This is a genomic window from Paenibacillus sp. GL_099_B (assembly GCF_057835695.1).
The window spans coordinates 4,024,593-4,050,378 of record NZ_CM174430.1; the positions used below are offsets into that span (position 1 = coordinate 4,024,593).

Annotated in this window: 25 protein-coding genes; 5 read left to right on the forward strand and 20 right to left on the reverse strand. The window is 42.0% G+C overall.

From position 1 onward, the window contains the following. Positions 1 to 109: 109 nt before the first annotated feature. From AC3ITG_RS18200 to AC3ITG_RS18210, 3 genes are all read right to left on the reverse strand, one after another. Entirely contained in the window at positions 110 to 586 is a 477-nt protein-coding gene (locus AC3ITG_RS18200) for a PTS sugar transporter subunit IIA (RefSeq protein WP_489250914.1), read from the reverse strand. A gap of 52 nt (positions 587 to 638) precedes the next feature. Beyond that, positions 639 to 2,102, reverse strand: a complete 1,464-nt coding sequence (locus AC3ITG_RS18205) for a glycoside hydrolase family 1 protein (RefSeq protein ID WP_489250915.1) — start codon at positions 2,100 to 2,102, stop codon at positions 639 to 641. 143 nt (positions 2,103 to 2,245) lie between these two features. Next, complete coding sequence (locus AC3ITG_RS18210; protein WP_413371901.1) at positions 2,246 to 3,625, reverse strand: PTS transporter subunit EIIC; 1,380 nt, start codon at positions 3,623 to 3,625, stop codon at positions 2,246 to 2,248. A 150-nt stretch (positions 3,626 to 3,775) separates the two neighbouring features. Between AC3ITG_RS18210 and AC3ITG_RS18215 the strand changes: the two genes are divergently transcribed. Further along, positions 3,776 to 4,768, forward strand: coding sequence for an AraC family transcriptional regulator (locus tag AC3ITG_RS18215; protein WP_413371902.1), 993 nt, complete (start codon positions 3,776 to 3,778; stop codon positions 4,766 to 4,768). Between the two features lie 37 nt (positions 4,769 to 4,805). Here the strand turns inward: AC3ITG_RS18215 and AC3ITG_RS18220 are convergent, their stop codons facing one another. The 8 genes from AC3ITG_RS18220 to AC3ITG_RS18255 all read right to left on the reverse strand — a co-directional run bounded on the left by AC3ITG_RS18220 (position 4,806) and on the right by AC3ITG_RS18255 (position 11,167). Further along, positions 4,806 to 4,943 (reverse strand): hypothetical protein, encoded by a 138-nt coding sequence (locus tag AC3ITG_RS18220; protein ID WP_489250916.1) that lies wholly within the window; start codon positions 4,941 to 4,943, stop codon positions 4,806 to 4,808. Between the two features lie 191 nt (positions 4,944 to 5,134). Continuing rightward, positions 5,135 to 5,554 (reverse strand): arsenate reductase (thioredoxin), encoded by a 420-nt coding sequence (arsC, locus tag AC3ITG_RS18225; protein ID WP_489250917.1) that lies wholly within the window; start codon positions 5,552 to 5,554, stop codon positions 5,135 to 5,137. Between the two features lie 29 nt (positions 5,555 to 5,583). Then, entirely contained in the window at positions 5,584 to 6,879 is a 1,296-nt protein-coding gene (locus AC3ITG_RS18230; RefSeq protein WP_489250918.1) for an arsenic transporter, read from the reverse strand. Positions 6,880 to 6,952: 73 nt separating this feature from the next. Next, a complete protein-coding gene (locus AC3ITG_RS18235; RefSeq protein WP_064637482.1) occupies positions 6,953 to 7,279 on the reverse strand; it encodes an ArsR/SmtB family transcription factor in 327 nt (108 codons plus the stop codon). Between the two features lie 144 nt (positions 7,280 to 7,423). Beyond that, the gene (locus tag AC3ITG_RS18240; RefSeq protein ID WP_489250919.1) at positions 7,424 to 8,824 is read right to left on the reverse strand and encodes an NAD(P)-binding domain-containing protein; all 1,401 of its coding nucleotides are present in this window, start codon (positions 8,822 to 8,824) and stop codon (positions 7,424 to 7,426) included. Between the two features lie 78 nt (positions 8,825 to 8,902). Further along, positions 8,903 to 9,349 (reverse strand): MarR family winged helix-turn-helix transcriptional regulator, encoded by a 447-nt coding sequence (locus AC3ITG_RS18245; protein ID WP_064640808.1) that lies wholly within the window; start codon positions 9,347 to 9,349, stop codon positions 8,903 to 8,905. A gap of 84 nt (positions 9,350 to 9,433) precedes the next feature. Then, positions 9,434 to 10,051, reverse strand: coding sequence for an NAD(P)H-dependent oxidoreductase (locus AC3ITG_RS18250; protein ID WP_489250920.1), 618 nt, complete (start codon positions 10,049 to 10,051; stop codon positions 9,434 to 9,436). An 18-nt stretch (positions 10,052 to 10,069) separates the two neighbouring features. Next, a complete protein-coding gene (locus AC3ITG_RS18255) occupies positions 10,070 to 11,167 on the reverse strand; it encodes a hypothetical protein (protein WP_413371912.1) in 1,098 nt (365 codons plus the stop codon). Between the two features lie 124 nt (positions 11,168 to 11,291). On the opposite strand from AC3ITG_RS18255, the gene AC3ITG_RS18260 reads away from it, so the two are divergent. Further along, a complete protein-coding gene (locus AC3ITG_RS18260) occupies positions 11,292 to 11,831 on the forward strand; it encodes a TetR/AcrR family transcriptional regulator (RefSeq protein WP_489250921.1) in 540 nt (179 codons plus the stop codon). Between the two features lie 121 nt (positions 11,832 to 11,952). After that, complete coding sequence (locus AC3ITG_RS18265; protein ID WP_489250922.1) at positions 11,953 to 12,816, forward strand: cupredoxin domain-containing protein; 864 nt, start codon at positions 11,953 to 11,955, stop codon at positions 12,814 to 12,816. A gap of 141 nt (positions 12,817 to 12,957) precedes the next feature. Here the strand turns inward: AC3ITG_RS18265 and AC3ITG_RS18270 are convergent, their stop codons facing one another. After that, entirely contained in the window at positions 12,958 to 13,083 is a 126-nt protein-coding gene (locus AC3ITG_RS18270) for a YjcZ family sporulation protein (protein WP_413371916.1), read from the reverse strand. Positions 13,084 to 13,286: 203 nt separating this feature from the next. On the opposite strand from AC3ITG_RS18270, the gene AC3ITG_RS18275 reads away from it, so the two are divergent. Beyond that, on the forward strand, positions 13,287 to 13,547 hold the full coding sequence (locus tag AC3ITG_RS18275) for a hypothetical protein (RefSeq protein ID WP_489250923.1): 261 nt from the start codon (positions 13,287 to 13,289) through the stop codon (positions 13,545 to 13,547). A gap of 27 nt (positions 13,548 to 13,574) precedes the next feature. Then, complete coding sequence (locus tag AC3ITG_RS18280) at positions 13,575 to 14,735, forward strand: amidohydrolase family protein (RefSeq protein WP_489254491.1); 1,161 nt, start codon at positions 13,575 to 13,577, stop codon at positions 14,733 to 14,735. Between the two features lie 162 nt (positions 14,736 to 14,897). Here AC3ITG_RS18280 and AC3ITG_RS18285 read toward each other — a convergent pair whose 3' ends face one another. The 8 genes from AC3ITG_RS18285 to AC3ITG_RS18320 form a co-directional block, all read right to left on the reverse strand. Further along, a complete protein-coding gene (locus AC3ITG_RS18285; RefSeq protein WP_489250924.1) occupies positions 14,898 to 16,379 on the reverse strand; it encodes a glycoside hydrolase family 32 protein in 1,482 nt (493 codons plus the stop codon). 11 nt (positions 16,380 to 16,390) lie between these two features. Then, on the reverse strand, positions 16,391 to 17,635 hold the full coding sequence (locus tag AC3ITG_RS18290) for an MFS transporter (protein ID WP_489250925.1): 1,245 nt from the start codon (positions 17,633 to 17,635) through the stop codon (positions 16,391 to 16,393). A gap of 202 nt (positions 17,636 to 17,837) precedes the next feature. Beyond that, positions 17,838 to 18,821, reverse strand: coding sequence for a LacI family DNA-binding transcriptional regulator (locus tag AC3ITG_RS18295; protein ID WP_413371921.1), 984 nt, complete (start codon positions 18,819 to 18,821; stop codon positions 17,838 to 17,840). 199 nt (positions 18,822 to 19,020) lie between these two features. Then, positions 19,021 to 20,103, reverse strand: coding sequence for an ABC transporter substrate-binding protein (locus AC3ITG_RS18300; RefSeq protein ID WP_489250926.1), 1,083 nt, complete (start codon positions 20,101 to 20,103; stop codon positions 19,021 to 19,023). 329 nt (positions 20,104 to 20,432) lie between these two features. Then, the gene (locus AC3ITG_RS18305) at positions 20,433 to 20,999 is read right to left on the reverse strand and encodes an LOG family protein (protein WP_489250927.1); all 567 of its coding nucleotides are present in this window, start codon (positions 20,997 to 20,999) and stop codon (positions 20,433 to 20,435) included. 146 nt (positions 21,000 to 21,145) lie between these two features. Then, positions 21,146 to 22,024 carry an RCC1 domain-containing protein gene (locus AC3ITG_RS18310; RefSeq protein ID WP_489250928.1) on the reverse strand — a complete coding sequence of 293 codons (879 nt, stop codon included), beginning with the start codon at positions 22,022 to 22,024 and terminating at the stop codon, positions 21,146 to 21,148. A gap of 150 nt (positions 22,025 to 22,174) precedes the next feature. Beyond that, on the reverse strand, positions 22,175 to 23,524 hold the full coding sequence (locus AC3ITG_RS18315) for an FAD-binding oxidoreductase (protein ID WP_489254492.1): 1,350 nt from the start codon (positions 23,522 to 23,524) through the stop codon (positions 22,175 to 22,177). A 186-nt stretch (positions 23,525 to 23,710) separates the two neighbouring features. Further along, entirely contained in the window at positions 23,711 to 25,762 is a 2,052-nt protein-coding gene (locus tag AC3ITG_RS18320; RefSeq protein ID WP_489250929.1) for a serine hydrolase domain-containing protein, read from the reverse strand. Positions 25,763 to 25,786 lie beyond the last annotated feature (24 nt).

A 25,786-nucleotide genomic window follows, 5' to 3' on the forward strand; every position in this document is an offset into this window, starting at 1 on the left:
ACGATAAGCAACCTGTAGCCGTTTAATAGGCTACAGGTTGCTTAAACTTAAAAAATGTTAGTATTACTTCTTAAAAAAGTATAATTCCTGTAGAGAGTTTTCTTGGGTTTCAATACTTAACCTCAATCATCAAGTCTGGTCCCTTGCCTAAAACCTGTACCCCTTTCACCATTTCTTGGCCGTTTGGAACAATAACAGGACTCAATAGGTCATAACCGGCCGTCTTGATTAAAGGAATATCAAACTCAAGCAGCACTTGACCTTGTACGACATGATCTCCGGTTTGTACATGAGAAGTAAATCCTTCACCTTTTAAAGATACCGTGTTCATGCCGACATGAATTAGAATTTGAACACCAGAATCGTGCTCAAGAATGAGTGCATGCTTGCTCTTCTCCATGATATGGGCAATCTTACCCGAAAATGGCGCTGTCACTTTCCCTTCGGAAGGTTCAACTGCAAATCCGTCGCCCAACGCTCTGCTGGAAAAAGCTTCGTCTTCTACCTCATCCAAAGAACGAGTTGTACCTTGAATTGGGGAAAAAATCTCCATTGTATGTTCTTGTTTTCTTTTAAATCCAAACATGTTGTTTCCTCTTTTCCTTAGCAGAAGTCTGCCTCTAATCCCATTACTGTCTTTAATCTTCTAAATGCTCACCGTTACTTTTGATACAATTCTGATACCAATAAAAAGAATCCTTTTTATATCGTTTATTCGTACCCTGTCCGCGGTCATCCCGATCAACGTAGATTACACCGTAACGCTTCCTCATTTCGATCGTACCGCAGGAAACAATATCAATAATCCCCCACATGGTATAGCCGATTAATTCAACTCCATCAATAATAGCCTCTTTCATTTGTTTGAAATGTTCCTTGAGATAGTCAATCCGGTAAGGATCATGAATCTCGCCTTCATTCAATTCATCAAGGGCACCTATTCCATTTTCCGCAATGAAGATGGGCAGTTGATAACGATCGTACATTTGGTTTAAAGAAACCCTCAGACCAATCGGGTCAATTTGCCAGCCCCAATCACTTGCTTTTAGATACGGATTTTTGTTTCCTGTCACTAGGTTCCCACCGGTTCGATCCCAGTTTTTATCGGTTGTCGCTACCATGGACATATAGTAAGAAAAACTCAGGAAATCAACAGTGTATTCTCGCAAAATATTATCGTCATCAGCTTCTTTATGGATATTTATGTCGTTGTCATTAAAGTAACGTTCCATATAAGCGGGAGACTTGCCTCGCGCCATAATATCTGTATAAAAATAGTTGGCATATTGTTCGTCTAAAATGGACTGCATTACGTCTTCCGGCTTACAGGTCGCAGGGTACGTCGTGAAACGGGCAATCATACCGCCTACCTTAGAGCCCGGGATGATCTCGTGCGCCAGCTTAACGGTTAGGGCATTCGCTATGAATTGGTGATGTAGACATTGGTAAATTGCATTTTCATAGTCTTCTTCCTGATCTTTTATCAAGCACACACCGTTATAGGGGTTAAACTTGCCGGCATTGATCTCATTGAATGGCAGCCAATAATCCACCCGATCTCCCAGTCTTTCGAACAGCACTCTGGCATATCGCAAATAAAATTCGATGGTTTGCCGATTTTTCCAGCCGCCGTATTTCGTAACCAAGTTAACCGGAATATTGTAATGCAGGATTGTGGCAAAGACTTTCATTCCTCTTTTGCGACATTCATCAAACAAATCAATGTAAAACTGTATACCTGTCTCATTCGGCTCTGCATCATCACCGTTAGGAAAGATTCGAGCCCAGTTAATGGATGTCCGGAAGATTTTTAATCCTAGTTCTTCCATCAATCTTAAATCCTCTTTATAGTTGCTGTAAAAATCAATTCCCCAGCGAAATGGGTAATGGGTCATATCTTTGTCCAATAATGCTTGCTTGAACCGCTCACCAGTCATGTTGATGTTACGATGATGGTCACGCTCCTCTTTGGTCCAGTTGCTGTCAAAATAACGCAAGTCTTGGGTATCCAAACCTTTTCCGCCTACGTCATAGGCACCGTCCGCTTGGGATGCTGAAATTGCCCCACCCCATAAGAAATCTTCCGAAAATCCTGTTCTCATATTCATATCCTCCAATCAATATTTACATTTTTCTATTTTTGAATGGGGTTTAATCAGAACCCTTATCCTTATCATATAAAGACTTAAGTGATCGAACAATGTCAAAAGATCAAATAAATATAACAAAAAGTAAGATTGTAAGTCTAATGTTTAGATTTTTTCAACAGCACGGTTGTTAAGAAGTAGGACAGTACAAAACTGATGATGGCGCCGATAATTGCATACACAAGATTCATCGCATGATTTGGATCTGCAAAAATGGGCAAAGTCAGTAATCCAGTCGGAGCAAGAGCCAGTCTCTTAACTCCCATAAGGCCAACAAACAAACCACTAATTCCTCCGGCAACCAGTACGGCATAAAATGGTTTTTTCAGCTTGAGATTCACCCCGTAAATGGCAGGCTCTGTTATGCCGAGGAGAGCGGTAAAAGCTGCGGAGTTAGCCAATACTTTAAAATCCGGATCATTCTTGACATGTCTGCCCACCGCAAATGCAGCTGCGCCTTGTGCAACGTTAGCTACCAGAAATCCGGCGCCAATCATATCGAACCCATAGGTTGTAATGGATTGAATGACAATGGGTATGGTAACAGCGTAATGCATACCCAGCATGATAAATACCGGCCCGAAAATACCAAAAATGAATGGTAAAATCCACACGAGATGGTTATTCAAAAAATTGATTCCCACTGCAACATATGTTCCGACGATGTTACCTAGTGGAGCTATAAAAATTAGGGCAACTGGTGCCATTACAAGTAATGTGATTAACGGTTTCATGAAGAAACGAACTGATTTTGGGGTTACCCGATCCGCAAACCGCTCAACATAAGAAGCAGCCCAAATCACCAAAATAATCGGGATAACGGATGAACCATAGCTTACCAAGGATACGGGTATCCCCAAAAAGTAAACAGGGTCTTTGGCTTCTACCATAGCCACAAAACTCGGGTGTAATAGAACGCCGCCTAAGGATACAGCCATCATTGGATTCATCTTAAATTTGTTTGCTGCTGAGAATGCCAGCATAACTGGCAGGAAATAAAAAGCCGCATCTGTAACAAAGTTAAGAATGGCATAGGTTTGTGTTTCTTTAGACATGAGATGAGTCATCGTTAAAATGATGAGAAGCGTTTTGAGCATTGCAGCCCCAGTGATAGCAGGCAGTATGGGCGTGAAAATCCCAGAAATCGTACCCAACAAACGCGAAATGACAGACTCTTTTCTTGCAGAGACGTTTGAATCTTCGGTTTTGATCTCTTTCTGGTCAGAAGTGTTATCGCTTAACAATGGAACGATCTCATTGTATATTCGCGCCACCTCTTGTCCTACGATAACCTGGAACTGTCCACCGCTGTTAACCACACCAAGGACACCAGGAATTGCCTTCATCTTCTCTTGATCTGCCTTAGCTGAATCTTGGAGTGTAAAACGTAATCTTGTAGCGCAATGCGTTAACTGGTTGACATTCTCTCTGCCCCCGATTTCTTTTATGATGTTACTTCCTGTACGCTTGTAGTCCATATCTTCTTCCCCCTATTCCCTGACTTAATATCACTTTTCAATTTGCGGAAAATGTATGACCAGTGATACACTTAAATTGTAAAAGGCTTTGGAAGCGGTAACAATATCATAAAGAAAGCTATACTATATCAAAAGGTAAGGTTGAGTGATATGGACTATAACCAATTGGATTTTTTTCTAAAATCATACACCGATAGTGAAAAAAAGTATTTGGCTAATCCGGATGCGGTAAGCCCGATCTACCAAAATATGATTCAGGTAGATGTCCGGGGGCATATGGTCTATCGCTTTAAACCTCTAAATGTCATTGAAACCGGAATCGCCATAAGTAAGGACTCTCGCTTTACTAGCGTTCCTCTTTACGTTCATACCAATGTCAATATGAACTATATATACTCAGGAGAATGCACCTATGTGGTGGATGATAAAACCATAACTTTAAAGGAGGGTGATGTTTGTATTTTTGATAAAGACGTTATTCGTATGAAGAACAAGATCGGGGAAAACGATCTTGTCATCAATATCAGTATGAGTGACCAATTTTTATCAAGTAATTTCCTCAGTCGATTAGCTAAACAAAGCATTGTATCCAACCTAATCCTTTCAGCAATATCCAACAGTCAAAATCATGATAACTTTCTGATCTTCCGTACAAAAGGAAACCATAAAATTAAACGCTTGTTTGCCGATTTGCTTTGTGAGTATTATGACTTGCGTATGTACTCAAGTGAGATTATCAATTCGTATCTGGTGATTATTTTTACAGAACTGCTGCGTATATATCAGGATGATTCCGAAAATCAGAAAATTCAGTTATCAAACGATTCTTCAGGCAATATAGTTGATATCCTGCGCTACATTGAAAAGGAATATTTGAACTGCACTTTAACATCATTATCCAAACAGTTTGGTTATCATCCGAAATACCTTTCTTATCTTATCAAGGAAAAATCCGGAAATAATTTCAAAGAACTTCAGGTTTCTTTGAAATTGAAGTTGGCTTGTTATTACTTGGCTAATACCTCATTATCGATTCAAGAAATTGCAGAGAAGGTTCAAATCAGCAACCTGAATTCGTTTTATCAAAAATTCGGAGTGACTTACAATATGACGCCAAAAGCTTATCGTCAGGCTCATAGTTAACTGATTTGGAGAGTAACGTATGAGAACACATCATTAGCTATGGTCTTTGAATCATATTCTTCCCCATGAATTCAAAATGTAATAAAAAAGCCGCTGATCTGTTCAGACCAGCGGTGGTACCCTTAGCTGCTAGTTCAGGATCAATGGCTACACGAATCGCATTGATTTCTTGCAACACATCATTCTCCAGACTTCAGTCCACTTCTTTAAACTGTCATAACTAACGGCTTCTTTGGGCTCCCACGGTATAATCACGGTGTGGTTATTCGAAACTTTCTGAATCTTCTGAATCCATTCGCGCTCAGCTATTGCTCGACCTCGCAGAATTGGATCTATCGTGTTAGTTGCAGCAAAGCTCTGTTTGTGTTATTTTCCAGTTTCAGCAAACGTCTTTATCCGCACCCCAATCTGGTCACGAACCCTTTGGAATACAGCCCATTTCTCCTCTTCTGTACCTTGCGCTTTCGCGGGATCATCGAATCCCCAGTGTTCTCGCTTCACTTGTGGTGGGGTCATTGGACATTTATCTGCCGCATCCCCGCATAATGTGACGACGAAATCTGCACTGTTCAGTAGCCCGGAGTTAATGATGTCCGAAGTTTGGCTTGAAATATCGATACCTACTTCGTTCATCGCTTCCACTGCTTTTGGATTCAAACCGTGTGCTTCGATTCCTGCGCTATAAATGTTCCAGTCCTCACTCAGATATTTCTTGGCCCAACCTTCAGCCATTTGGCTCCGACACGAGTTGCCTGTGCATAGGAAATAAAGTGTTTTTTTGCTCATGTTCATCATCTTCTCCTTGTTGTTTGAATTTATAGAATGCTTAACCACAGATATAGACCCACTAGCGTAATGAGTAGAGTCGGAACTGTGATAATGATACCTGTCTTAAAGTAGGTGCCCCATGAAATCTTGACGCCTTTGGTGCTGAGCACATGAAGCCAGAGCAGTGTTGCCAGTGAACCAATCGGTGTAATCTTGGGACCTAGATCGGAACCAATAATATTGGCGTAGATCAACGCCTCCCGAACGGTTCCCGTAGCAGTTGTTGCGTCAATGGCGAGTGCGTCAATCAAAACCGTAGGCATATTGTTCATCAGAGATGAAATGATCGCAGCAATAAAACCCATACCAATCGTTGCGATAAACAATCCTTGATCTGCCACGGCCTGGATGGCTACGGCCAGCAGATCCGTCAGACCCACGTTACGCAAGCCATAGACCACGACATACATACCGATAGAGAAGAATACGATTGCCCAAGGCGCTTCCTTAACGACTACTTTAGTCGGTACAGCAGAGCTTCGAGAAGCCATAATCAGGAAGAATATAGCCACGACTCCTGCCACAATAGATACAGGCACACCAACAAATTCACTGCCAAAGTAACCGACGAGCAGGATGCCAAGTACAATCCATGACAACCTGAACATCTTCAGATCTTTGATCGCTGTTACAGGTGCTTTCAGTTCACTAGCATCAAACCGTTTGGGAATGCTTTTCCTGAAAAAGAGATACAACACGCCGATACTTGCAGCCAGTGAAAACAGATTAGGAATAAACATTCTGCCTACATACTCCATGAACGTAATACCGAAGAAATCGGCAGATACGATGTTTACGAGGTTACTTACAACCAGTGGCAATGAAGTTGTATCCGCAATAAATCCGCTGGCAATAATGAAGGGAAACACTTTTTTCTCATCAAAATTCAGTGCGCGGACCATAGCCAGAACAATTGGGGTCAGAATCAGTGCTCCTCCGTCATTGGCAAAGAAAGCAGAAACTACAGCTCCTAAGATTGAGACATATACAAACATACGAACACCTCTGCCATGAGCTGCCTTGGCCATATGTAAAGCTGCCCATTCGAAGAAACCGATACGATCCAAAATCAATGAGATGATAATAATGGCCACAAAAGCAAGTGTGGCGTTCCATACCATTTGCGTAACATCCCAAACATCCTGGAAATGAACTACGCCTACAAGTAACGCCAGAATTGCTCCGCCGCAAGCAGACCACCCTATGGACAGGTTTTTAGGCTGCCAGATGACGAGCACTAACGTTATCAAAAAGATAATGCAAGCAAGAAAAGTAGAAAACAAACATATACGCCTCCAATCAAATTAATTACATTTGCATAATTATATAACAATATACTTATATATTGCCCAAAAATTAATTACATACGGATGAAATGTTCTCTTTATTTAAAGACTTAAGAATGGCTGCAGAATCTGGCATAAATTCCAACACAGATTTAATATAAGGTGTATCCTCTACATTCAAAGAGTAGTATACCCATTGTCCACGTTTATTCTCTTTGACCAAGCCTTGATCCTTTAACTTGCGCAAATGCTGACTGACCCCAGGTTGTGACATGTCCAGAATGTCTACAAACTCACACACACACCATTCACGTTCTTTGAGGAGTGTAAGTATCGTCAGACGAGTCTTATCCCCCAGCAATTTTAACTTTTCCGATGCTTCTTGAATAGAATCCATATCACTTACCTCCTTCTCTCTATATAATCATATGCTTATATTATAATGCAAAAGTCTTATTGTCAATTTTAAATTCCAAATGAACCTGAAAGTATTGGTTTACAGTTGAACCAACACTTTCAGGTTCATCAGACCTATTCTATATTAATTGGAACAAGATGAACTACAATCACTTGTTTGCTCGGCTACCTGTACTTTTGGACGTTTCAGACTGCATACACCCGTTTCAGGTAGATCCAGTTCTACTTTTGTAGCTGCATCCAGGTCACCTGCCAGAAAAGCAACCACCGAACGAACTTGTTCATATCCGGTAGCCATCAGGAAGGTTGGCGCACGCCCATAACTTTTCATCCCAACAATATACAATCCTTGTTCCATATGACGCAATTCCTTCTCCCCATGAGGACGAACAGTGCCGCAACTATGAACATTCGGATCGATTAACGGAGCAAGGGTTGCCACACTTTCTGTGGTCGGGTCGATACTCAGCCGTAGCTCCCTGAGGAAGGACAAGTCAGGCCGACTTCCGGCATTTACGATGATCTCATCAATATGTGCTATCACCTGTATCAAACCATGTTGCTCTCCGCTTATGATAATCTGCTTCCCATCCTGCTTCAGTTCCTGAATATGAAACGGTGTAACAACAGTAATTTTTCCGGAATCCACCAGTTCATGAATACGACGTCCCAGTTCTCCTCGTGCTTCGAGCTGATCACTCGCTTCTCCGCCATATGCTTCCTCCACGTGATCTTTTCTCATAATCCAAGTCAGTGTCATACCGGAATTTAATTCTTGAAGCTTGGCAAGATCAAGTAATGTATTCAAGGCTGAGTGTCCGCTTCCTACTACTGCGATATGTCTATCTGTGTAGCGCTCTCGATCTACTCCAAACACATCCGGAATGCCATAAAATATTTGGTTACGAAGAGCTTGTTCCCCAGGAGTCAACACGCCGCTGGCGAGTACAGGGTTAGCATGCCCCCAAGTTCCTGAAGCATCAATGATAGCTCTCGCCTCATACCGCTTGGCCTTACCCTCTTCTTCAACGTAGATCATAAAGGGTTGTTTTTCTCGGTTCGCTGTTTTCATTTTATCTATATTTTTGCGACTGATCCCCACAACACTTGAATTTAAATGAAGATTGGACTGAATCTCCGGAAGTTCTGCGAGCGGGAGCAAATACAGATCTCGCAGTTCATGCCCTGTCGGTAAATCATCTGGAGCAGGGGCAATCCATCCCTTCTTGGATAACAATCGTCCAGCCGCTTTATCTACGTTATACTGCCATGGTGAGAACAGACGAACATGGCCCCATTGGGAGATATTCTCACCTACTTTAGTCCCCGCCTCAAGAATAATAAACGATTGGCCCGCTTCAATCAGATGAGCTGCTGCAGCCAAACCAATAGGACCTGCACCAATGATAACAACAGGTAAATGGGTTAACTCTCCTTGGTTTAAAGATTCCGAAGGGGAAACCTTCTTTTTCTCTAAAGTGAGAGCACAGCAAGAATCAACTTGTTTGAATTCAACGTTTTTCATATCAATGTACCTCCAGTATGTTTAAATATACTTGCATTTTGCAAGTGTTTGAGCAATGTAACGGGGTAATGAAGCCCATTACCCCAGCGGCGTACAACACATTTTCGATTTTAGCATGCTCTCATTGAGCAGTTTAATGGATTGAATGACGGTCTCCTTTTCCGTATCCGTCATGAAAGAAAAAACCTCATCCAGATGAGTATTCATCCGATGATCTATAGCCGTTGTTACAAATTCTCCTTCGTCTGTCAAACTGAGAATGTATACTCTCCGATCCTCAGGCAGCGGTGTTTTTTGAACCAAATTTTTCTTAATCAGTGTCTGCACTTGACGACTGAAGGTTGTGATATCCATGGCGAGCGTTTCGGCAATTTGTTGCATGGACGGCTCATGTTGATGCTCAATTTCGTATAGGATATGGCTCTGAACCAGCGATATTTCATGCTCTCCAACCGTGCAACAATTTTTATCCAGTAAACCAAAACGACGGACCATGATTTGTAGTGGCTCCCTGGGATTTTGAATTTGAATATCTGACAACATGATCACCTCTTGGTCATCATTATAACCGAATTACTTGCAATTTGCAAATAAATTTTGAGTTATCGACTAGAATGATGCAAAGCGCTTCTCTGTTTTTTCTAATGCTTTCGTTCTAACTTCTAGTGTACGACCATCCATACCAGCATAGTTATACCATTTCAACTTGTGAAACCCCATTTTCCGAAATGTACCACGAAATAGTATTTTAGTTATGGGATTACCAAATATCCATCTATATAAGAACCCTGGAGTGGCCATTACTGTTAATAGCGATACTCCCTTAAGCTTTTTTAACTGGCTAACAAAGGGCCTACCTTTTTTAGGTTCCTCATAAATGATTCCTTTGGCAAACACTTTATCCAAAAAGCCTTTCGTTGATGCAGGCATCGATTCCCACCATATTGGGAAAATAAAGATTATGTGATCCGCTGCAAGCAATCTTTTTTGATAATCTTTTACCAGAGGATCGAGGGTTTTCTTTTGTCTCCACGCCGAAAGTTCTTCCCCTGACATCACAGGATTAAATCCATCTGCGTGCAAGTCAATGAGATCTACGTTGTGTCCACTGGATTGTAGACCTTTGATAACTGAAGCCAATAATGCTGCTGAATAGCTTCTATGATGAGGAACATTCTCAGAAGAATTAGCTGTGTAAGGATGGTCAAATATAATAAGCACTTTCATAGAACTCTTTTCCTCCTGTTATTCACAAATAATAGCGTCTTTGATGTTACTAAAGAACATCTGTTCCCAGAGACCTTCCTGCTGATGTACCTCTTGCTTCCCATTCTCATTGACGGTCAACTTAACTGTCCCTATACTACGAACGTACGTTGGATTTATTTTCAAGACTTTTACAGCCACACGCATCGGTAAAGAAAGCTTCATGCCCTCCAATAAAGAACTTGCAACGATATCCGCTTCCCGATGGTACTCAATTTGATAAGAAGTGTTATTGCCAGAGGACTGAATAAACTTCAATTGGTTATCCATGAATTTCTTCGTAAAGGGATGCTTAATCGTATCCATTCGTTCTATCCTCGTGTTCTCCTCACGATCTTCCAGAATCACACCGTCTCTAGCAATCATGATGATAGGCATGCGTGTATAACCATACTTTTTCTCCGCAATGATATCGCAAGATATCACGGTATAAGGTCCAATATTTGCACGGCACCAGTACCAATGGTTGATGAGTTTGTTCATTTCTGCGTTTCCCCAATTATGATCGTGATATCCATTACCAACTAATTCACGACGTTGTCCATTTACAGTAAGTACGGCCTCCAGATCGGCAGAAGGCTGGGCAACGAACCATGCGAAGAAGTCCTTTTGTTTTTCTCCAAAAAATATATGTCCTGTTTTAGGTCTCCACATGGGCACGATAGATCTCATGGTACAGCGATATTCAATGTCATCGTCAACGAAATGGATTATATAATCCCCATTGGAGTATTGGATACTACTTCTATCAATTTTCACATCACATGTTTCTTTGGAAGCGCGGATCGTACTACCTTTCTCTTCGGATAGTTTTTTCGAAATGTTTCTACCATCCGGCATCGTCAGATCAAACCTTATTGTTGGGCATGCTTCACCTTTGAGGTCGAACTCATACTTCGTGTAAAACACGACAACAATCTTAGTTCCATCTGTAAATTCGGCGTCAAAATACCACCACTCATAACTACCTGCTTGACCATCTGTTCTCATACCATCTTCCCAATTGGCAGGTTCTTTCGTAATCCCTAATCTTTTGTAATCTTCATTGGTATGTGCTAAAGTCACTAACTTGTTCATCCTAAATTCCTCCGCATCCCATTAGTGTCACACTTGTGTAACTTGTTGGGTTCGATTATAATTGGATGTCTATAAAGCAGTCAATACGTGTGACAGAGGTTACACATTAGAGGTGATTTGTGACATGTCTACTCGCGTTAATCCTATTGCTCAACGATCAAAGAGATGGTTATGTGATGCTTTAATTGAACTTTTACAGGAAAAACCCTATAGCGCAATCACGATTACAGAGATGTGTGATAAAGCCGGACTAGTTAGAAAAACCTTTTACCGCAACTTCACATCCAAGGAATCTGTACTCGTCGAAATCATTGATTTAATGTTTCAGGATTTTTTTGAATATATTAGTGATCAAAACTTAGGGCCTCATGAAATGCCCCTTGCCTATTTCACATTTTGGGAGAAACATAAAGTTTTTCTTCACATTTTAATCGAAAATCAATTATTTGGACTTCTTAACGACCAATACGTTCTTTACTTGGAAGCGATGGAGCATATCATAGGTACTAAGCGTGAGTACCAGAGCGAAATAGAAAAAGATTATATGAGAACGATGGTGGCTGCGGGGTTATGGAGTATATTGAAAAAGTGGATAATACGCGGTTGTACGGAGTCAAAAGAAGAAATGGCCAAAATGACACTTGATTTTTTTGATATAGATTGAAACTTATATTTAGGTTAGACCATGCTCGAACTAAGAACTAAACGATGAATGATCTTGATCGTAATGTTAATGAGTAGATACCTACCATCATTACTGTAAGGATATTAGGAGGAATAAGATTGTGTTATTAGCGATATTAAGTATAGTTATGGTCGTTCTGTTTACAGCATTCATTGTTCTTAAAACGTATAAGCGAAAAGAAAAACTTACAGGTATGCCTGGCATGATGATCGCTATGACCATTGGCATGATGTCCAGCCTTGTACTTGGTGTACAATTAGGCATTGTGTTTCCACGTGATTTAACAGTCCCATCAATTGCCGCTATATTGTTCGGCTTAGGAGCTGGATATTTCACAGGCAAACCTATCAGTATATTGGCAGCTTTGGATGGAATGTTGGCAGGAATTATGGGTGGCATGATGGGAGCAATGCTCGGGGTAATGATTGGTCCTTCCTATATCATGATGATATTTGTTGACATCCTATTCATTTTTATTTTGAGCGTAGCTCTTCAATTGTCGAATCAAGAAACGGATACTAGCGATAAAACAAATAAAAGTGGGATTGGTATGCCGTTTATTGGAGGTATACTTACTGTAGCTTTTGGAATTATAGCTGTGGGTGCAACGTTATTTTACCAATATCAACCGAATGATACATCGGCAATTAAATCACAAGAATCTCAGAGTGAGCAAGCCAATTCTATTCAAGAAAATTCGGGATATCAGATTGTTTCTGTCGATGTAAAATCAGATGGTTTCAGTCAAGAAAATATTGAAGTAAAAGCTGGCGTTCCAACAAAAATAAATTTTATAAAACATACAGGTTATACATGTATAAGAAGCGTTCAGTCTAAAGATTTAGGAATAGATGTGTATCTTGAAAAAGGAGATAACTTCATTACCCTAAAAGATCTGAAACCTGGAACGTACAACTTTAATTGTGGCATGTACATGTATTATGGAACGATCACCGTAGTATAAGCGAGAAATGTAGGATCATAGTAGGGAACTTTATGTCAGTTAATCATGACACAAAGTTCCCTATTAAAATTGTTTTTTATTGATCTTTATATAACAAAAAAAAACCGCCAGCGAAAGCTAGCGGAAATTCAAAAGCTAGTATTAAACCAAGAAAGCTTTGGAGATGATAACCAACAGAATAAACAATACCAGAATTGCACCAATGGACGTGAAGCCACCATATCCTCCACCAAGTCCGCCTACATTTCCATATCCAACTTCGCTCATGTTTCTTCCCCCTCTTTTGTGGTATGTGTTAGATTATTCAGGATTTGTTAATTTGACAAGGCTAAAAATAAAAAAGGCTACTGCTTCCTCCTCCCTTTCAACTGTAAGCTTTTTGTAAGAATTAATTAATAGAAAATCAGGATTTACACTCTAGAATGAAGATATATCGGTTGATATCATTCATTTCTATGAGGAGGACAACAATGAGTTTAACGATGGAAATTCGCAGCTTCAGGAAGTACATAGTAGGGTTCATGGCATTATGGATTGCATTAGCAGGCGGTACAGGTACCGGTTATGCGAGTATCGAGCCTGCGGCGAGGCAAACGTTGGTGCTTGAGCATGCGACGATTGTGGATGTAAAGTCCGGAAAGTTAACTAGCGATCAGACGATTATCATTAAGGATAATAAGATCAGTTATATTGGAAACAGCAGTCAAACGGCCATCCCCGATTACGCGTAAGTACGGGATGCTAAGGGCCAATACGTTATACCCGGTTTGTGGGACATGCACGTCCATCTGGAAGATAACTATAAAGACGCCTTCCCGCTCTTTCTGGCTAATGGTGTAACCGGAGTAAGGGAGATGGGCGCGGCACTGACAAACCTCGATATATGGAAAACGAGCATTCAAGCCGGTATGCCTGCCCCACGTCTTGTCTATGCGGGTTCGACCCTGAATGGAGGTCCCGCTGACGAGGCTCCCCACATGTTCTACTTGAGTACAGAGGAACAGGCACGAGATGCCGTACGTCTCAATGTGGCAAAAGGCGCGGATCATATCAAGGTATACTCTTGGTTGCCACGTCCTCTGTTCTTGGCGGTCTTGGATGAAGCCCAAAAGTACGGTTTGCCAGTGGTCGGACATTTACCGGTAGAGGTACGAGCCAGCGAAGCCATTCAACTGGGATTTAAGAGCATAGAACACCTACACGGGTTGTTTATTGCCACTTCGAGCATCGAGGATGAACTTTTTAAAAATGCCGACATGAGCGATTTGCTCGGTTATTCACTGGCAGAAATCGAGGCCTCTGAATCCTACGATTCCGTCAAGGCCAGCAAACTATTCCGCAAGTTCAAAGAAAAAGGTGTCTGGCCTGTACCGACAATGGTTACCTATTTGAATATGGCCAAAACCGAAATCGATTCGCGTTCCAAATATGTCCCGACTGCCGTGCAGAAGCAATGGGCTGAAGTGATTCGCGCCACGCCTCCCGAACAAACGGAATTGATGACGGCCATTAATTCCACCACGCCAGGCATGGTCAAAAAGTTGAATGATGCTGGCGTGCCTATGCTTGCAGGTACCGATTCCAGTTTCGAAATGACCAACTTTATATACGGCGTTTCCTTACATGATGAACTTGAAATGTTAGTTAAAAGCGGCCTCCCCCCACTCCAGGCCTTGCAGACAGCAACGTTGAATCCGGCACGATATTTGGAAAGAGAGCAGGAACTGGGTACCGTAGAAAAAGGAAAACTGGCCGATCTCGTACTGCTGGACAAGAACCCGTTAGAGGATATCCGAAATACGACAAGCAACTCCGCCGTTGTCTTGGATGGAAAACTGATGGAGAAGCAGACACTGGACCGTGCAGTTAAAACATATCCCGTGATAAAAGTGGCCGATATGAAAGATGCAACGCAATGATCCGGGTCATCTGCCAATAAAAACATTCTTTATAAGCATTAATGCAGCCAAGCCCTCCCCTTCCCGAATACGAAGCGAATTCTTTCCGTATCCGTATCTACTCAACAAAAAAAGACTATTTCCGAGTCAATGTAATTGCTCAGAAAACAGTCTTTTTCCTCTTTATTTAGCTTGCCAGATATCGTTCAGCTTCCAATATGACAACTCTTTCACTTGAGCCTCTCCGCCCTCAGTGATGAGCTCAATACCTAAGAGCTTCTCACTTGGGTAGATACGACTTGTCATCGTAGCTTGCCCTTCATTTGCAAACATTTCAATGGATGAACGATCCAGAAATACATGTAATGTCAGCTGTCCCTCAGCTTTTAAGGCTGCACGACGAACGCCATCCGTCTTCTTCCCCGTTTTGGAACAATCAAGCACAAGCTTCTGATCCGGAATGGAAAAAGTGATCACCGTTTCCTCATGACCTGTACCGCGAAGCTTCAAGCCTACCCGTTCCGCACTTGTCTTCGTCAGGTCGAACACAACCTTCACTTCTAGCAGATCCGCTTCAACCTCCGTCAAGGAACTTCCAGAAATCACGTGATCATGATACACAACATGTTCACTTTGACGAAGCAGCTTCATTTCGTCTACTGGATTCATCAGTACCTTGTCATTCTCACCCAATGTAAGCACACGTGGAATCGTGAGCGCACCGCACCAACCGTCTGCTTTTGTTGGCATATCTGCTTCCCACATATCCATCCAGCCAATCGCAATCCGGCGACCTTGATCATCTAAGAAAGTTTGAACCGCGTAGAAGTCATGACCATTATCAAGCTCAATGAACTCCCCATGCTTGTATTCATTTTTTTCATAATCATATTCCCCAACATAGTACCCGGTCTGGAATAAATTATTGTACTGATCTCCTTCCGCATCAATGCCTTGAGGAGAGAACATAAATACATACTTGCCGCCTAGTTCAAAGAAATCCGGGCACTCCCACATGAAGCCCATATCTTTGTCTCCCTGCAGAAGCACACCTTGATAGCTCCAAGCTCTAAGATCGGGAGATGAATACAGAATAACACGCGGTATATCTTCTTTGGTGCTGTTACCCAGGATCATGTACCATGTATCCTCATGCTTCCATACCTTCGGATCACGGAAATGCTGGGAGCTATCAGCCGGAGGCTCAGCAATCACGGGATTCTGTTGTAATTTTGTGAAATGAATACCATCTGTGCTTACTGCAACATTTTGATTTTGGAAGAAAATATTGTTCGGTTGATCAATGTAGTGATGTCCAGTATAGATCAATGTCAGTTCACCGTTATTATCTACTGCGCTGCCTGAGAAGCAGCCATCCAGATCACATGCATCTCCAGGAGCTAATGCAATCGGACTATGCTCCCAATGCACAAGATCTTTACTTTTTACGTGCCCCCAGTGCATGGGTCCCCAGTTCTCATCATACGGATGATGTTGATAGAAGGCGTGGTATTCGCCTTTATACTGAATTAATCCATTTGGATCGTTAATCCAGTTTGCGGGTGCCATAATATGATACCCCAAGCGGTAACGCTTGTTCATTTTTCCTTCTGCCTGTTTCAAAACTTCCTCAGCTTGCTTCGTATTGTTGTGATAAGTGTTCATATATTTTCCTCCTATGCTGTTTCAATATGCGAGTTAGGTTTAGGATCCAACTTATTCAAATTTTTTGGATCTCTCTTTAAGGTAAAGATTGAGATTGTCGTAAAGGCAAATACGAATATACCCATAAACACGTAAGTATTCGAGAAGCCTCTGATGTCATAAAGCGTACCGGCGATTGGTGAGAAGATCGAAGCTCCTACCTGACTCGTAAACTGGAAGCCTACCAGATACAAGATCGATGACAGACGCGTGTCGAAATTAGCAGCCAGATATTTGAATACAGAGATTAGCATAATGGGCAGTTCCAATGCATGAATCAACTTCATAGCCGAAATACCGTAAGGTCCAATAACCAGGCCGGAGCCCATGATACGGAATGCCATTAAGAACCCTGCCAATATGAGACCCTTCTTAGCTCCAGTTTTGTTTACGATAAACGGTGCTAAGAACATCATGCCTGCTTCCAGGAACACTTGGAACGAATTTAAGTAACCGTACACTTGATTGCCTAATGCAGTGCTTGAGAATGTCGATGAGAAGTAAATCGGGAATTGCTGGTCATACACATTGTATATACACGTAACACCGAGCACATATAAAATGAAGAACCAAAAATGCTTATCTGCAAACAAATTACCGACTTGCTTAAAATTAATAGATTCAGCCCGTTCCATTTCCGACTCTGTCATCTCGACCTTGATTGTCATCATGATAATAAACAGAACGATAGCAGATACGGATGCAATCCAGAAGTTAATGTTCGGGTTGATATTAAAGAACTGACCGGCAAAGAATGTTGCTGCCGCCCAACCTAGCGAGCCCCACATACGAGATTTACCATATTCAAAGTCATATTTACGGCTGACTTTCTCGACATAAGATTCAATAGCCCCAATTCCGGCCAAGAACGAAACACCCAAGTATAGTCCACCTACAACTGCGCCAAGAAATACATTGTACTGAAGTAAAGGTCCGTAGATAAAGATGTAGAACGGACCAACGAGTAAGAGCAAACCGCTGATTAAAAATAAAATATGCTTTTTCAATCCGATCTTATCGGAGATATAGCCATAAAGCGGTTGCATACATAATGCAAAGATAGCGTTTACAGTAAAGATAATACCAGTCTCAGCACCATTCAGACTGATTTCTTGCCCCAGCCAGATGGAGAACAATGAATAACTTGCTGACCATGTAAAGAAGAAAAAGAAGAAATAGGCGCTTAGTTTCCAGTACATGCTCTTTGAATATCTCATATCGAACGCTCCTCTAAGTTGAACATTTAATGTGAATGTAAGCACTTTAATGCGCTTGCAAAATCGATTATATGTCAACCGGTTTCATATGTCAACCGCTTGACATATTTTCGAAAGAAAAAGGAGCTTCCCTTAGTCCCAGCATCCTAAGGTTAGCTCCATCCGTCTTGTATTCAAAGTAATTGTAGCTATGAAAATTATATTACACTGTACCAGCTTCAATAAGTTTAACAGGCAGATAAGTTTCTCGCGGCACCTTACTGAATTCACCTTCAATTTCTTTAATAACTAGCTCTACAGCAGACCTCGCAATTTCCTGTATAGGTTGCTGAATCGTTGTTAATTCAGGAAGCAAGTTACGAGTCGTTTCTGTTCCGTCATAACCAATTACACGAATATCTTCAGGAACACGTTTGCCACGTTGTTTTGCTTTAGCAATGAATGACGCTGCCACCAAGTCATTACTCGCAAACAATCCATCTACTTCGGGATGTTCATCAAGCAAACGCCCAATCGGTTCATCGTGATTCTGTTGATGGAATGGATCATATACTTCATAAGTGATCGCCTCGCGACCATGCTGTTCCATAACATCTTCGTATGCTTTTCTTCTTAGGCTTGCCGGAGTTTCCAATTCGACTGGTCCATTAATATGCAGGATGTGCTTACATCCCTTCTCAATAAGCAGTTCAGAAGCCATTTTTCCGCCCATATAATTATCCGATCCTACGACAGGAATCGTATCCGATAAGAAGCGATCAATCGCAACGACCGCAATATTTTTCTGATCATAATTCACAATTCCTCGGTTATGTGTCCCTACGATAATGCCGTCAACTTGATTGCGCATAAGCATATCCACATATGATTCTTCTTTATCCAGCTGATTCAAGCTATTACAAATCAGTAGTTTGAAGCCTGATGAGGCACAAATATTCTCAATATGAAAAGTCAACTCTCCAAAAAAGGGGTTGCTTGTTGTTGGTATGATTAATCCAATGAGATTGGTTCGTTTACTAAATAATGACCGAGCTACATCATTTGGAAAATAATTCAGCTGCTGCATCGCGTCATGGACTCGATTCTTCGTTTCCTCACTAATATAGCCTCGATTATTGAGCACACGAGAAACCGTCGTTGGTGAAACTCCTGCTAAATCTGCAACATCATTAAGTTTAGGTTTCATTGATTGCTCCCTGCCTTCTTTCCATGCCTAATGTCCAATTATCCCTCCATTTTAACATGGTTAAACGTGAAAGGACATGCAACAGCCTATAATGAGTCGCAGCTCAAATGAAAACGACAGCCCAGTAATTTACTGTTCTGCCGTTAAAATAAACATGATATTTATTAGATACTTGGTGATCAAGCGAGCGCATCTGCTCTTATAAATTCAGATCATCTGCGAGTGCTTCAACTCCTGTGAAGATAGAATCCCCATAACCCCAGAAGTTGTTGAAATCAATAACATAAATTTTCTTGTTTTTAATCGCGTTAATACTTTGCAATTGCTTGTTGGCTAGCAGCTTTTCAATCGTTTGTTCTGGATCAATACCGCCAGCATATTTCGAAATAATCATGGCATCTGGATTTATCTCGATTAGCTTCTCCAAACTGAGCGTGCCTTCTTCGTTAATGAGCATATTATGCATATTGATTAATGACATTGCACTTTCAATAAATGTGTCTCCATTTCCGTTGTACACTCCAATGGTTCCATCACCATTATCAAAAAAAGATGCATAGTTGATCGTTTCAGCGCTTGCTCGAGCCGATAACGCTTTCTCACGTGCTTTGAGCTGTTCGATATATGCCGCTGCATTCGCTTGTACGTTAAATATTTCACCTAGCTCAGTGATATCCTGATATAAATTATCTAATTTTGCATCAGTAACACTGGTACTTTGTACAAATGTTTTGATACTCATCTCATTCAGACTGTTTACAGTGCCAACGCCCCAATCAGCATCTTCAAACAATCCCCCGCGCCCCATAACCAGGTCAGGTGAAGCACCTATGGTTACTTCTTTTCCTACATAACCTTCAGATAACACAGGAATTTTTTTGAAATCTTCAGCAATATCATCAGGTACATTGCCAAACAGCGCTGCTACTCCAACAATCTTGTCAGTCAAACCAAGACGAATCAATAACTCAGCTGCACCTTGTGTATTGGCAACCACTCGTTCAGGTGCTTTATCAAAGGTTTGTTCCTTTGCCACCCAGGTGCCGTTTTCAGTTGTATAGTTTGAAACAACGAATGGGTACGTTGTTTGAGCTGCGCCTGTAACATCTGTATCCGTTTTTTGCTCATCTGTTGAAGCATTCGTAGCGCTATCCATCACTGCTTCCTGTGAGCTAATGTTTGCATCTTTGCTGCTGCCATTACTACTGGAGCAAGCTGCAAGCACAAAAACAAGTGCAGTAATTAAACAAAGGATTGCTCCTTTTTTTACTGGTAAAAACATTCAAAATCTCTCCTTTTTCTTTTTCTTTTGGCCATTATGTATCATAGTCATTGTCAGTATACAGCAAATGTCGAACCGCGTAAATGAGAATGATAACTATTATCATATTAAAGGAGTTGCGACTTATAAAAGAATCACATTCCATTGGTGAAATTTCCAATACCGATCAACTATCCATTCCCTCGAGGCCGTCCGGTTCTAGTAACAAATCCCGATAAAACAAAAAAAGCCGCTACAATAGCGACTTTCAGTGGAGCCCTAACCGCTTGTCCCAACCGGAACGTGCCGTCTTCGAACCTTCTACTCATTCGTTGCCGCTGATATTAACATTAATTATATTGACGGATATCAGGCGGTACATAAGTACTTATAAAAGTGTTAATTTCGTCTAAAGAATCTGTAACAAGTATCTTTTGTCTATCTGTTTTCGTTAAAAAACCTTCTTCGACCATCTTGTCATAAAATTGGCCGATCAGATCATAATAACCGTTCACATTGTAGAAGATGCATGGATTGACGTGCTGCCCAATTCTCCCCCACGAAATGACCTCTGTAATTTCTTCAAGTGTTCCCGGTCCACCTGGAATTGCAATATAGCAATCTGCAAGTTCAATCATTTTAGCTTTACTCTCATGCATATTGGACACAATAATGATTTTGTTAAGCTGCTCATGGGCCAGTTCTCTCGCTTGCAAAAAGGTAGGAATAACCCCAGAAACAATACCACTACGTTGAATCACAGTATCAGCGAGCACTCCCATTAATCCTGCTTTTCCGCCACCATAGACTAGTTCATGTTCCTGGTCAACAATCCAGTTACCTATCTGAACGGCAGCTTTCTCGTAAATGGCATTGTTACCTTTACTTGCACCACAATATACCGCAATCCGTCTCAATTCAATTCCCCCGTCTACTCATACTCATTAAAAGATGGCTCTGTTCAACCGACTATAGACTCGGTTGAACAGAGCCTAATCTATGTTATCAAAAAAAGAAGGAGCATGCTATATTGTTATGGATATAAATGAATACCAACAATAGATTAGCTACACCAACTGCTTACATCACATTGACCATATTCATTATCCCCCACAGCCACCACCGTACCGTCTGATTTAATGCCAAGAGTATGAGCACAACCCGCAGCAATCGCCACAATATCACTCCAGTCACCTACATTGCATTGATCGTGCTTATTCCAACCCACGGCAACCACCGTACCGTCCGATTTAAGGCCAATGGTATGTTTACTTCCTACCGCTATCGCCGTAATATCACGCCAGTCGCTTATATCGCATTGGCCATGTTTATTCCTACCCACGGCAACCGCCTTACCGTCCGATGTAAGCCCCACGGTATGAAGATACCCTGCCGCTACTTCCACAATGTCGCTCCAGTCGCTTACATCGCACTGGCCATACTGATTATTGCCTACAATCGTCACCGTTCCGTCTGATTTAAGTCCGACGGTATGCCAGTCACCCGCCGCTACCGCCACCATATCACGCCAGCTGCTTACATCGCATTCACCTTCATTATTTCGTCCCACAGCAATCACTGTGCCATCCGATTTAAGCCCTACGGTACGACGCCACCCTGCGGCAATTGCTACAATATCGCGCCAGTACTCTACATTGCATTGATCATGCTTATTCCAACCCACAGCCACTACAGTGCCCTGAGACGTTAGGCCAATGGTATGCGCATTACCCGTGTTCGTCGCCATATGAACATTACCAGCCGCTATCGCCACAATATCGCGCCAGCCGCTTACATCACATTGGCCAACTTTATTATCACCCACTGCCGTCACCGTTCTGTCCGATCTAAGACCAATAGTATGACGTCGCCCCGCCGCTATGGCGGTATATTTAGGGCGCTTCACCTTTAACGCCGCTTCAATCGGCGAAGTGTAATCCATGTTTTACCTCCTTAAAATAAATAGGCTGAACCCCGTTGCAGTATGAATATTATTTTTTTCATCTTACTCTACAATAAATAGTAAATACAACGATTAGAAAGGTCAAAAAACCGTTAACTCTTCTCAGAATTAACGGCTTGAAATCGTACCCTATTTTAATTTAGCAGGTGGAATACTTTGCGGGTTATTAAACACATTTTTCGGATCATATTTCGCTTTTACTTTTCTCAATCTGGCATAGTTCTTGCCATAATAGGTCGGCCCTGGATTTTTAATACCTTGGTCTGGTACGTTAATGTAGGACCCTACAATATAAGGTTGCAATTTCTTTCTTGTGTTCCGAGTCAAAGCAATATTTTTAGCTGCACGCGATGGCTTCACCCATGAGCTGTTCCATTCCACATAAAATTCAGCTTTTCGCCAATAAAACGCAGTTGCTTGAGGAGCGACTCGACTTATAGCTCCGCCCCAGTTAAGGAAATAGAAACCTGCTGGTGTACCTCCCTCTGCATTTTCCAGAAACTCACGCATGACTTTGAAGGCTTTATCCGGGAATGGCTGTTTACCAAAGCCACTGGAAAACTGGTTGCTGTACCTTTGAGTGAGCACAGGATCTGGGGCTAGCAAAAACTTCGTGGCTGCCCTGTATGGCAGGTACAGAATGCTTTTTTTAGTAGGCGTTCCTACGCTAAGAATGGGTTCCAACTGACGGAGGGCTTCACTCTTCGAACCGAGGTATACCCCTAGCATGCTAACATTTCCGCCTTTTTTGGGACCAACACTTAATTCACTTCCCAGCTTGTTACTGGCCTTAGGCGCCCATACTTGCCATTTCTTCACGACTTTTTCGAACTGTTCCCATGGCCATGTGATACTAAATACAGTAGCTTTGGCTGGAGAGCGCCGCACTTTGAATTTATATTTAGTGTATACACCGAAGTTACCGCCTCCGCCGCCACGTGTAGCCCACAAAAGATCGGAATTTTGCTTTTTGTTCGCCCGAATAATCCGCCCTTTAGCGTCAACCATTTCGAGCTCGATTAGATTATCACTGATGAGACCCGTTGTCCTTTGCAGTGGACCAATTCCTCCACCAGGTGTTATTCCACCAATCCCAACCGTTGGACTGTCACCAAATGGGGCCATAAAACCTTGTCGAGCCAACGTATCCACGACTCTTCCTACCCGATTACCTGTCTCAACAACGGCCGTTCCGCTTTTTTTGTTTAACTTGATTCTCTTCATTTCGCTAACGTCGATGATAATGCCACCATTGACTTGTGAAAGGTTGGGCTCTAAGGCATGCCTCCCACTTCTCGGCCGAATAGGTACCTTATTTTGGCGCGCCCATCTTATCGCATTGGCTACATCCTGTGTTTTTTGAGCGAACACAAAAACTTTAGGGAATCTGTCCGTATGCGGATCCCAGTTCTTCCGAGCCACTTCATATCCAGGGTCACCTTTAAACACCACTCGCCCTGTAAGCTTAACTTTTGAAATCACGTATCTATCCAACTCCTTAGTTATGAAAACACATAATTTTCATTAACAAATTAGGCTGATTCCATATAACCTATGAAGGAGAATCATGTTGTGTTTGGGCTTATAAAAAAGAAAAATATCGGATCACGAGCAACCTACGCTCAGATCCGATATTTTCGAGTGAAATCATTTTTCCTTATGCAATCACTTTAGTTGAATCTTGAAGACATCTCCCGCTTCACCACCAAAGACGATAAAACCACCTTTGGGAAGCAGCGTTGATTGTTGATTGGTTGCTTTCGAAAATTGTACCACTTCACCTTTATCGTTATAAACCGCATAACCTCCGCTCTCTGGAGAATCCACGGTTAACGTTTTGTTCGCCGAGCGGGAGTTGATGGCATACCACCGAGCTTGACCATTTGACGGGATGGTGGTGATGCCTGTTTTCCCACCGAAGATTGGTGTAATGGCTTCCTCCGCAATATACTCCTGTCCATCCTGAGTTAAGTACTCCGCTTCGTTCTTCGTGCGGAAATGCAGATCGAAAGCATCTCTTCCGTTCATCACAGGAATCTGGGCAACATTCTCTGCATTATCCGGATCAACAACACGGGTACCATTCGCATATCCGTTCTCCACATCTACGGACAGGTTTTTGATCAGCATCGATGGAACCAGATAGAAGATCGACGTTATCTTTTCATCCAGCGCGTAATATTTCGAGCCGTTTCTGGCCTTCCATTTCTTTTTCGATGCTGTATCTAGCGAATTATTTTCCAATTTTTGATAATCATATGTGTTCATCACCGTTTGGCCTAGTCCAGGCAGCGTGATATTCGCCTGAACTTTAAAATATACCTTGTCGTTGCTTTCTTTCTCGAAGCTGACCTTCACACTTCCATCGTCACTCGTAAATTCCCCTTCACCCGTGTACACGTAATTCTGCTCCGGGATAAGTCCTCCTTGCATAGCCGGAAGTGCGAGTTCTCCATTCTTAACCTCTATATCAAGGGTTGAACCTACCGTACCATAGAGGCCGGAATACGCCGTTAATTCCGATGGCATCGTTGTTTTGACAGGTGGTGAGAATGTTTGTTCAGGCTCTATTTCGTCGATGATTCCTTGATCCTGAAGAACCTCCAGCAGAACTTTAGTGGCAAACATCTGATTATAGATAGAAGACCCGCCCGAAGATAGGACCACTATTGATATATCATGTTCCGGTATAGTGATTAATGAGGCATGATACATCATGGTGTCTCCACCTTTGGCAAGTGCGGTGATGCCATAATCGCTGAACGGTGCTAGTGCTACAGCATCCCATCCGAGACCATAATTGAAGGTATTTCTCTCTTCGGACACCCATATTCCCCGACGATATTCATGATTTTGCATGGACTCTGCTGCTGATTTGGATAGAATATCCGGTTTGTTTCCTATCAGTACTTCAGCGAACTTGCTTAATTCTTCTGCAGTCGAGTAGACTCCACCTGCACCGATGATATTGGCATTTTCAACAGGCAGTTTTGTTTCAAACGAAGGCCAATATGTTTCGGATAATTGTTTTCTATCAAAAGAATCAAGCGGTGTCTTGGTTGCTTGCAGCTGTAACGGCTCACTAATGAACTTGGCAATAAATTCGCTGTAGCTCAATCCACTCACACGTTCAACCAATATCTCAAGCAATTGAAAGCCATCATTGCTATAGACGGAATAGGCTCCCGGGTTTGATTTCAATTTCTCTGACTTTAGTTTGAGTAGTAATTCATCATGATTGCGGGTATCGGTATCGTCAAATAACATACTGTTTCCATAATGGGTACCATAAAGCCCGGAGGAATGGTTCATGAGCATTCGCGGAGTTATTTGGGTATACCGGGCATCTGCCATTTCAAAATCTTTAATATAGGAAGTGAGGGGCTGATCCAGATCCACTTTACCGGAATCCACCAGCATCATGGTGGCAGCCGTGACAACCATTTTGCTAACGGAACCTATTCCAAACATGGTATCCTTGTCGACTGGTGTTTTGGATGCTTTGTCCTGGAATCCAACACTGTCGGACAAAATGATCTTCCCTTCATCCATGATCGCATATTGTAAACCTGTGACACCATAATTCTGCACCATCTCTGTGGCGAGTCGCCCAGCCTGATCTTCAATCGCTCCCATCTTGTTCGTCTCTGCACTGACATCTGTCATCGGAATGACTACAAGTACAGCCGTACATAGCATACTGATTAGTTTCTTCATTATAATAACTTCCTCCCTTATGAT

Excerpts from the sequence above, each read along its gene's own strand:
- AC3ITG_RS18270 (WP_413371916.1), bottom strand. The coding sequence starts at position 13,083 with ATGAGCGAAGTTGGATATGGAAATGTAGGCGGACTTGGTGGAGGATAT.
- AC3ITG_RS18240 (WP_489250919.1), bottom strand. The coding sequence starts at position 8,824 with ATGAAAAACGTTGAATTCAAACAAGTTGATTCTTGCTGTGCTCTCACT.
- AC3ITG_RS18250 (WP_489250920.1), bottom strand. The coding sequence starts at position 10,051 with ATGAAAGTGCTTATTATATTTGACCATCCTTACACAGCTAATTCTTCT.
- AC3ITG_RS18200 (WP_489250914.1), bottom strand. The coding sequence starts at position 586 with ATGTTTGGATTTAAAAGAAAACAAGAACATACAATGGAGATTTTTTCC.
- AC3ITG_RS18285 (WP_489250924.1), bottom strand. The coding sequence starts at position 16,379 with ATGAACACTTATCACAACAATACGAAGCAAGCTGAGGAAGTTTTGAAA.
- AC3ITG_RS18300 (WP_489250926.1), bottom strand. The coding sequence starts at position 20,103 with ATGTTTTTACCAGTAAAAAAAGGAGCAATCCTTTGTTTAATTACTGCA.
- AC3ITG_RS18310 (WP_489250928.1), bottom strand. The coding sequence starts at position 22,024 with ATGGATTACACTTCGCCGATTGAAGCGGCGTTAAAGGTGAAGCGCCCT.
- AC3ITG_RS18290 (WP_489250925.1), bottom strand. The coding sequence starts at position 17,635 with ATGAGATATTCAAAGAGCATGTACTGGAAACTAAGCGCCTATTTCTTC.
- AC3ITG_RS18255 (WP_413371912.1), bottom strand. The coding sequence starts at position 11,167 with ATGAACAAGTTAGTGACTTTAGCACATACCAATGAAGATTACAAAAGA.
- AC3ITG_RS18215 (WP_413371902.1), top strand. The coding sequence starts at position 3,776 with ATGGACTATAACCAATTGGATTTTTTTCTAAAATCATACACCGATAGT.
- AC3ITG_RS18205 (WP_489250915.1), bottom strand. The coding sequence starts at position 2,102 with ATGAGAACAGGATTTTCGGAAGATTTCTTATGGGGTGGGGCAATTTCA.
- AC3ITG_RS18260 (WP_489250921.1), top strand. The coding sequence starts at position 11,292 with ATGTCTACTCGCGTTAATCCTATTGCTCAACGATCAAAGAGATGGTTA.
- AC3ITG_RS18235 (WP_064637482.1), bottom strand. The coding sequence starts at position 7,279 with ATGGATTCTATTCAAGAAGCATCGGAAAAGTTAAAATTGCTGGGGGAT.
- AC3ITG_RS18275 (WP_489250923.1), top strand. The coding sequence starts at position 13,287 with ATGAGTTTAACGATGGAAATTCGCAGCTTCAGGAAGTACATAGTAGGG.
- AC3ITG_RS18210 (WP_413371901.1), bottom strand. The coding sequence starts at position 3,625 with ATGGACTACAAGCGTACAGGAAGTAACATCATAAAAGAAATCGGGGGC.
- AC3ITG_RS18320 (WP_489250929.1), bottom strand. The coding sequence starts at position 25,762 with ATGAAGAAACTAATCAGTATGCTATGTACGGCTGTACTTGTAGTCATT.
- AC3ITG_RS18295 (WP_413371921.1), bottom strand. The coding sequence starts at position 18,821 with ATGAAACCTAAACTTAATGATGTTGCAGATTTAGCAGGAGTTTCACCA.
- arsC (WP_489250917.1), bottom strand. The coding sequence starts at position 5,554 with ATGAGCAAAAAAACACTTTATTTCCTATGCACAGGCAACTCGTGTCGG.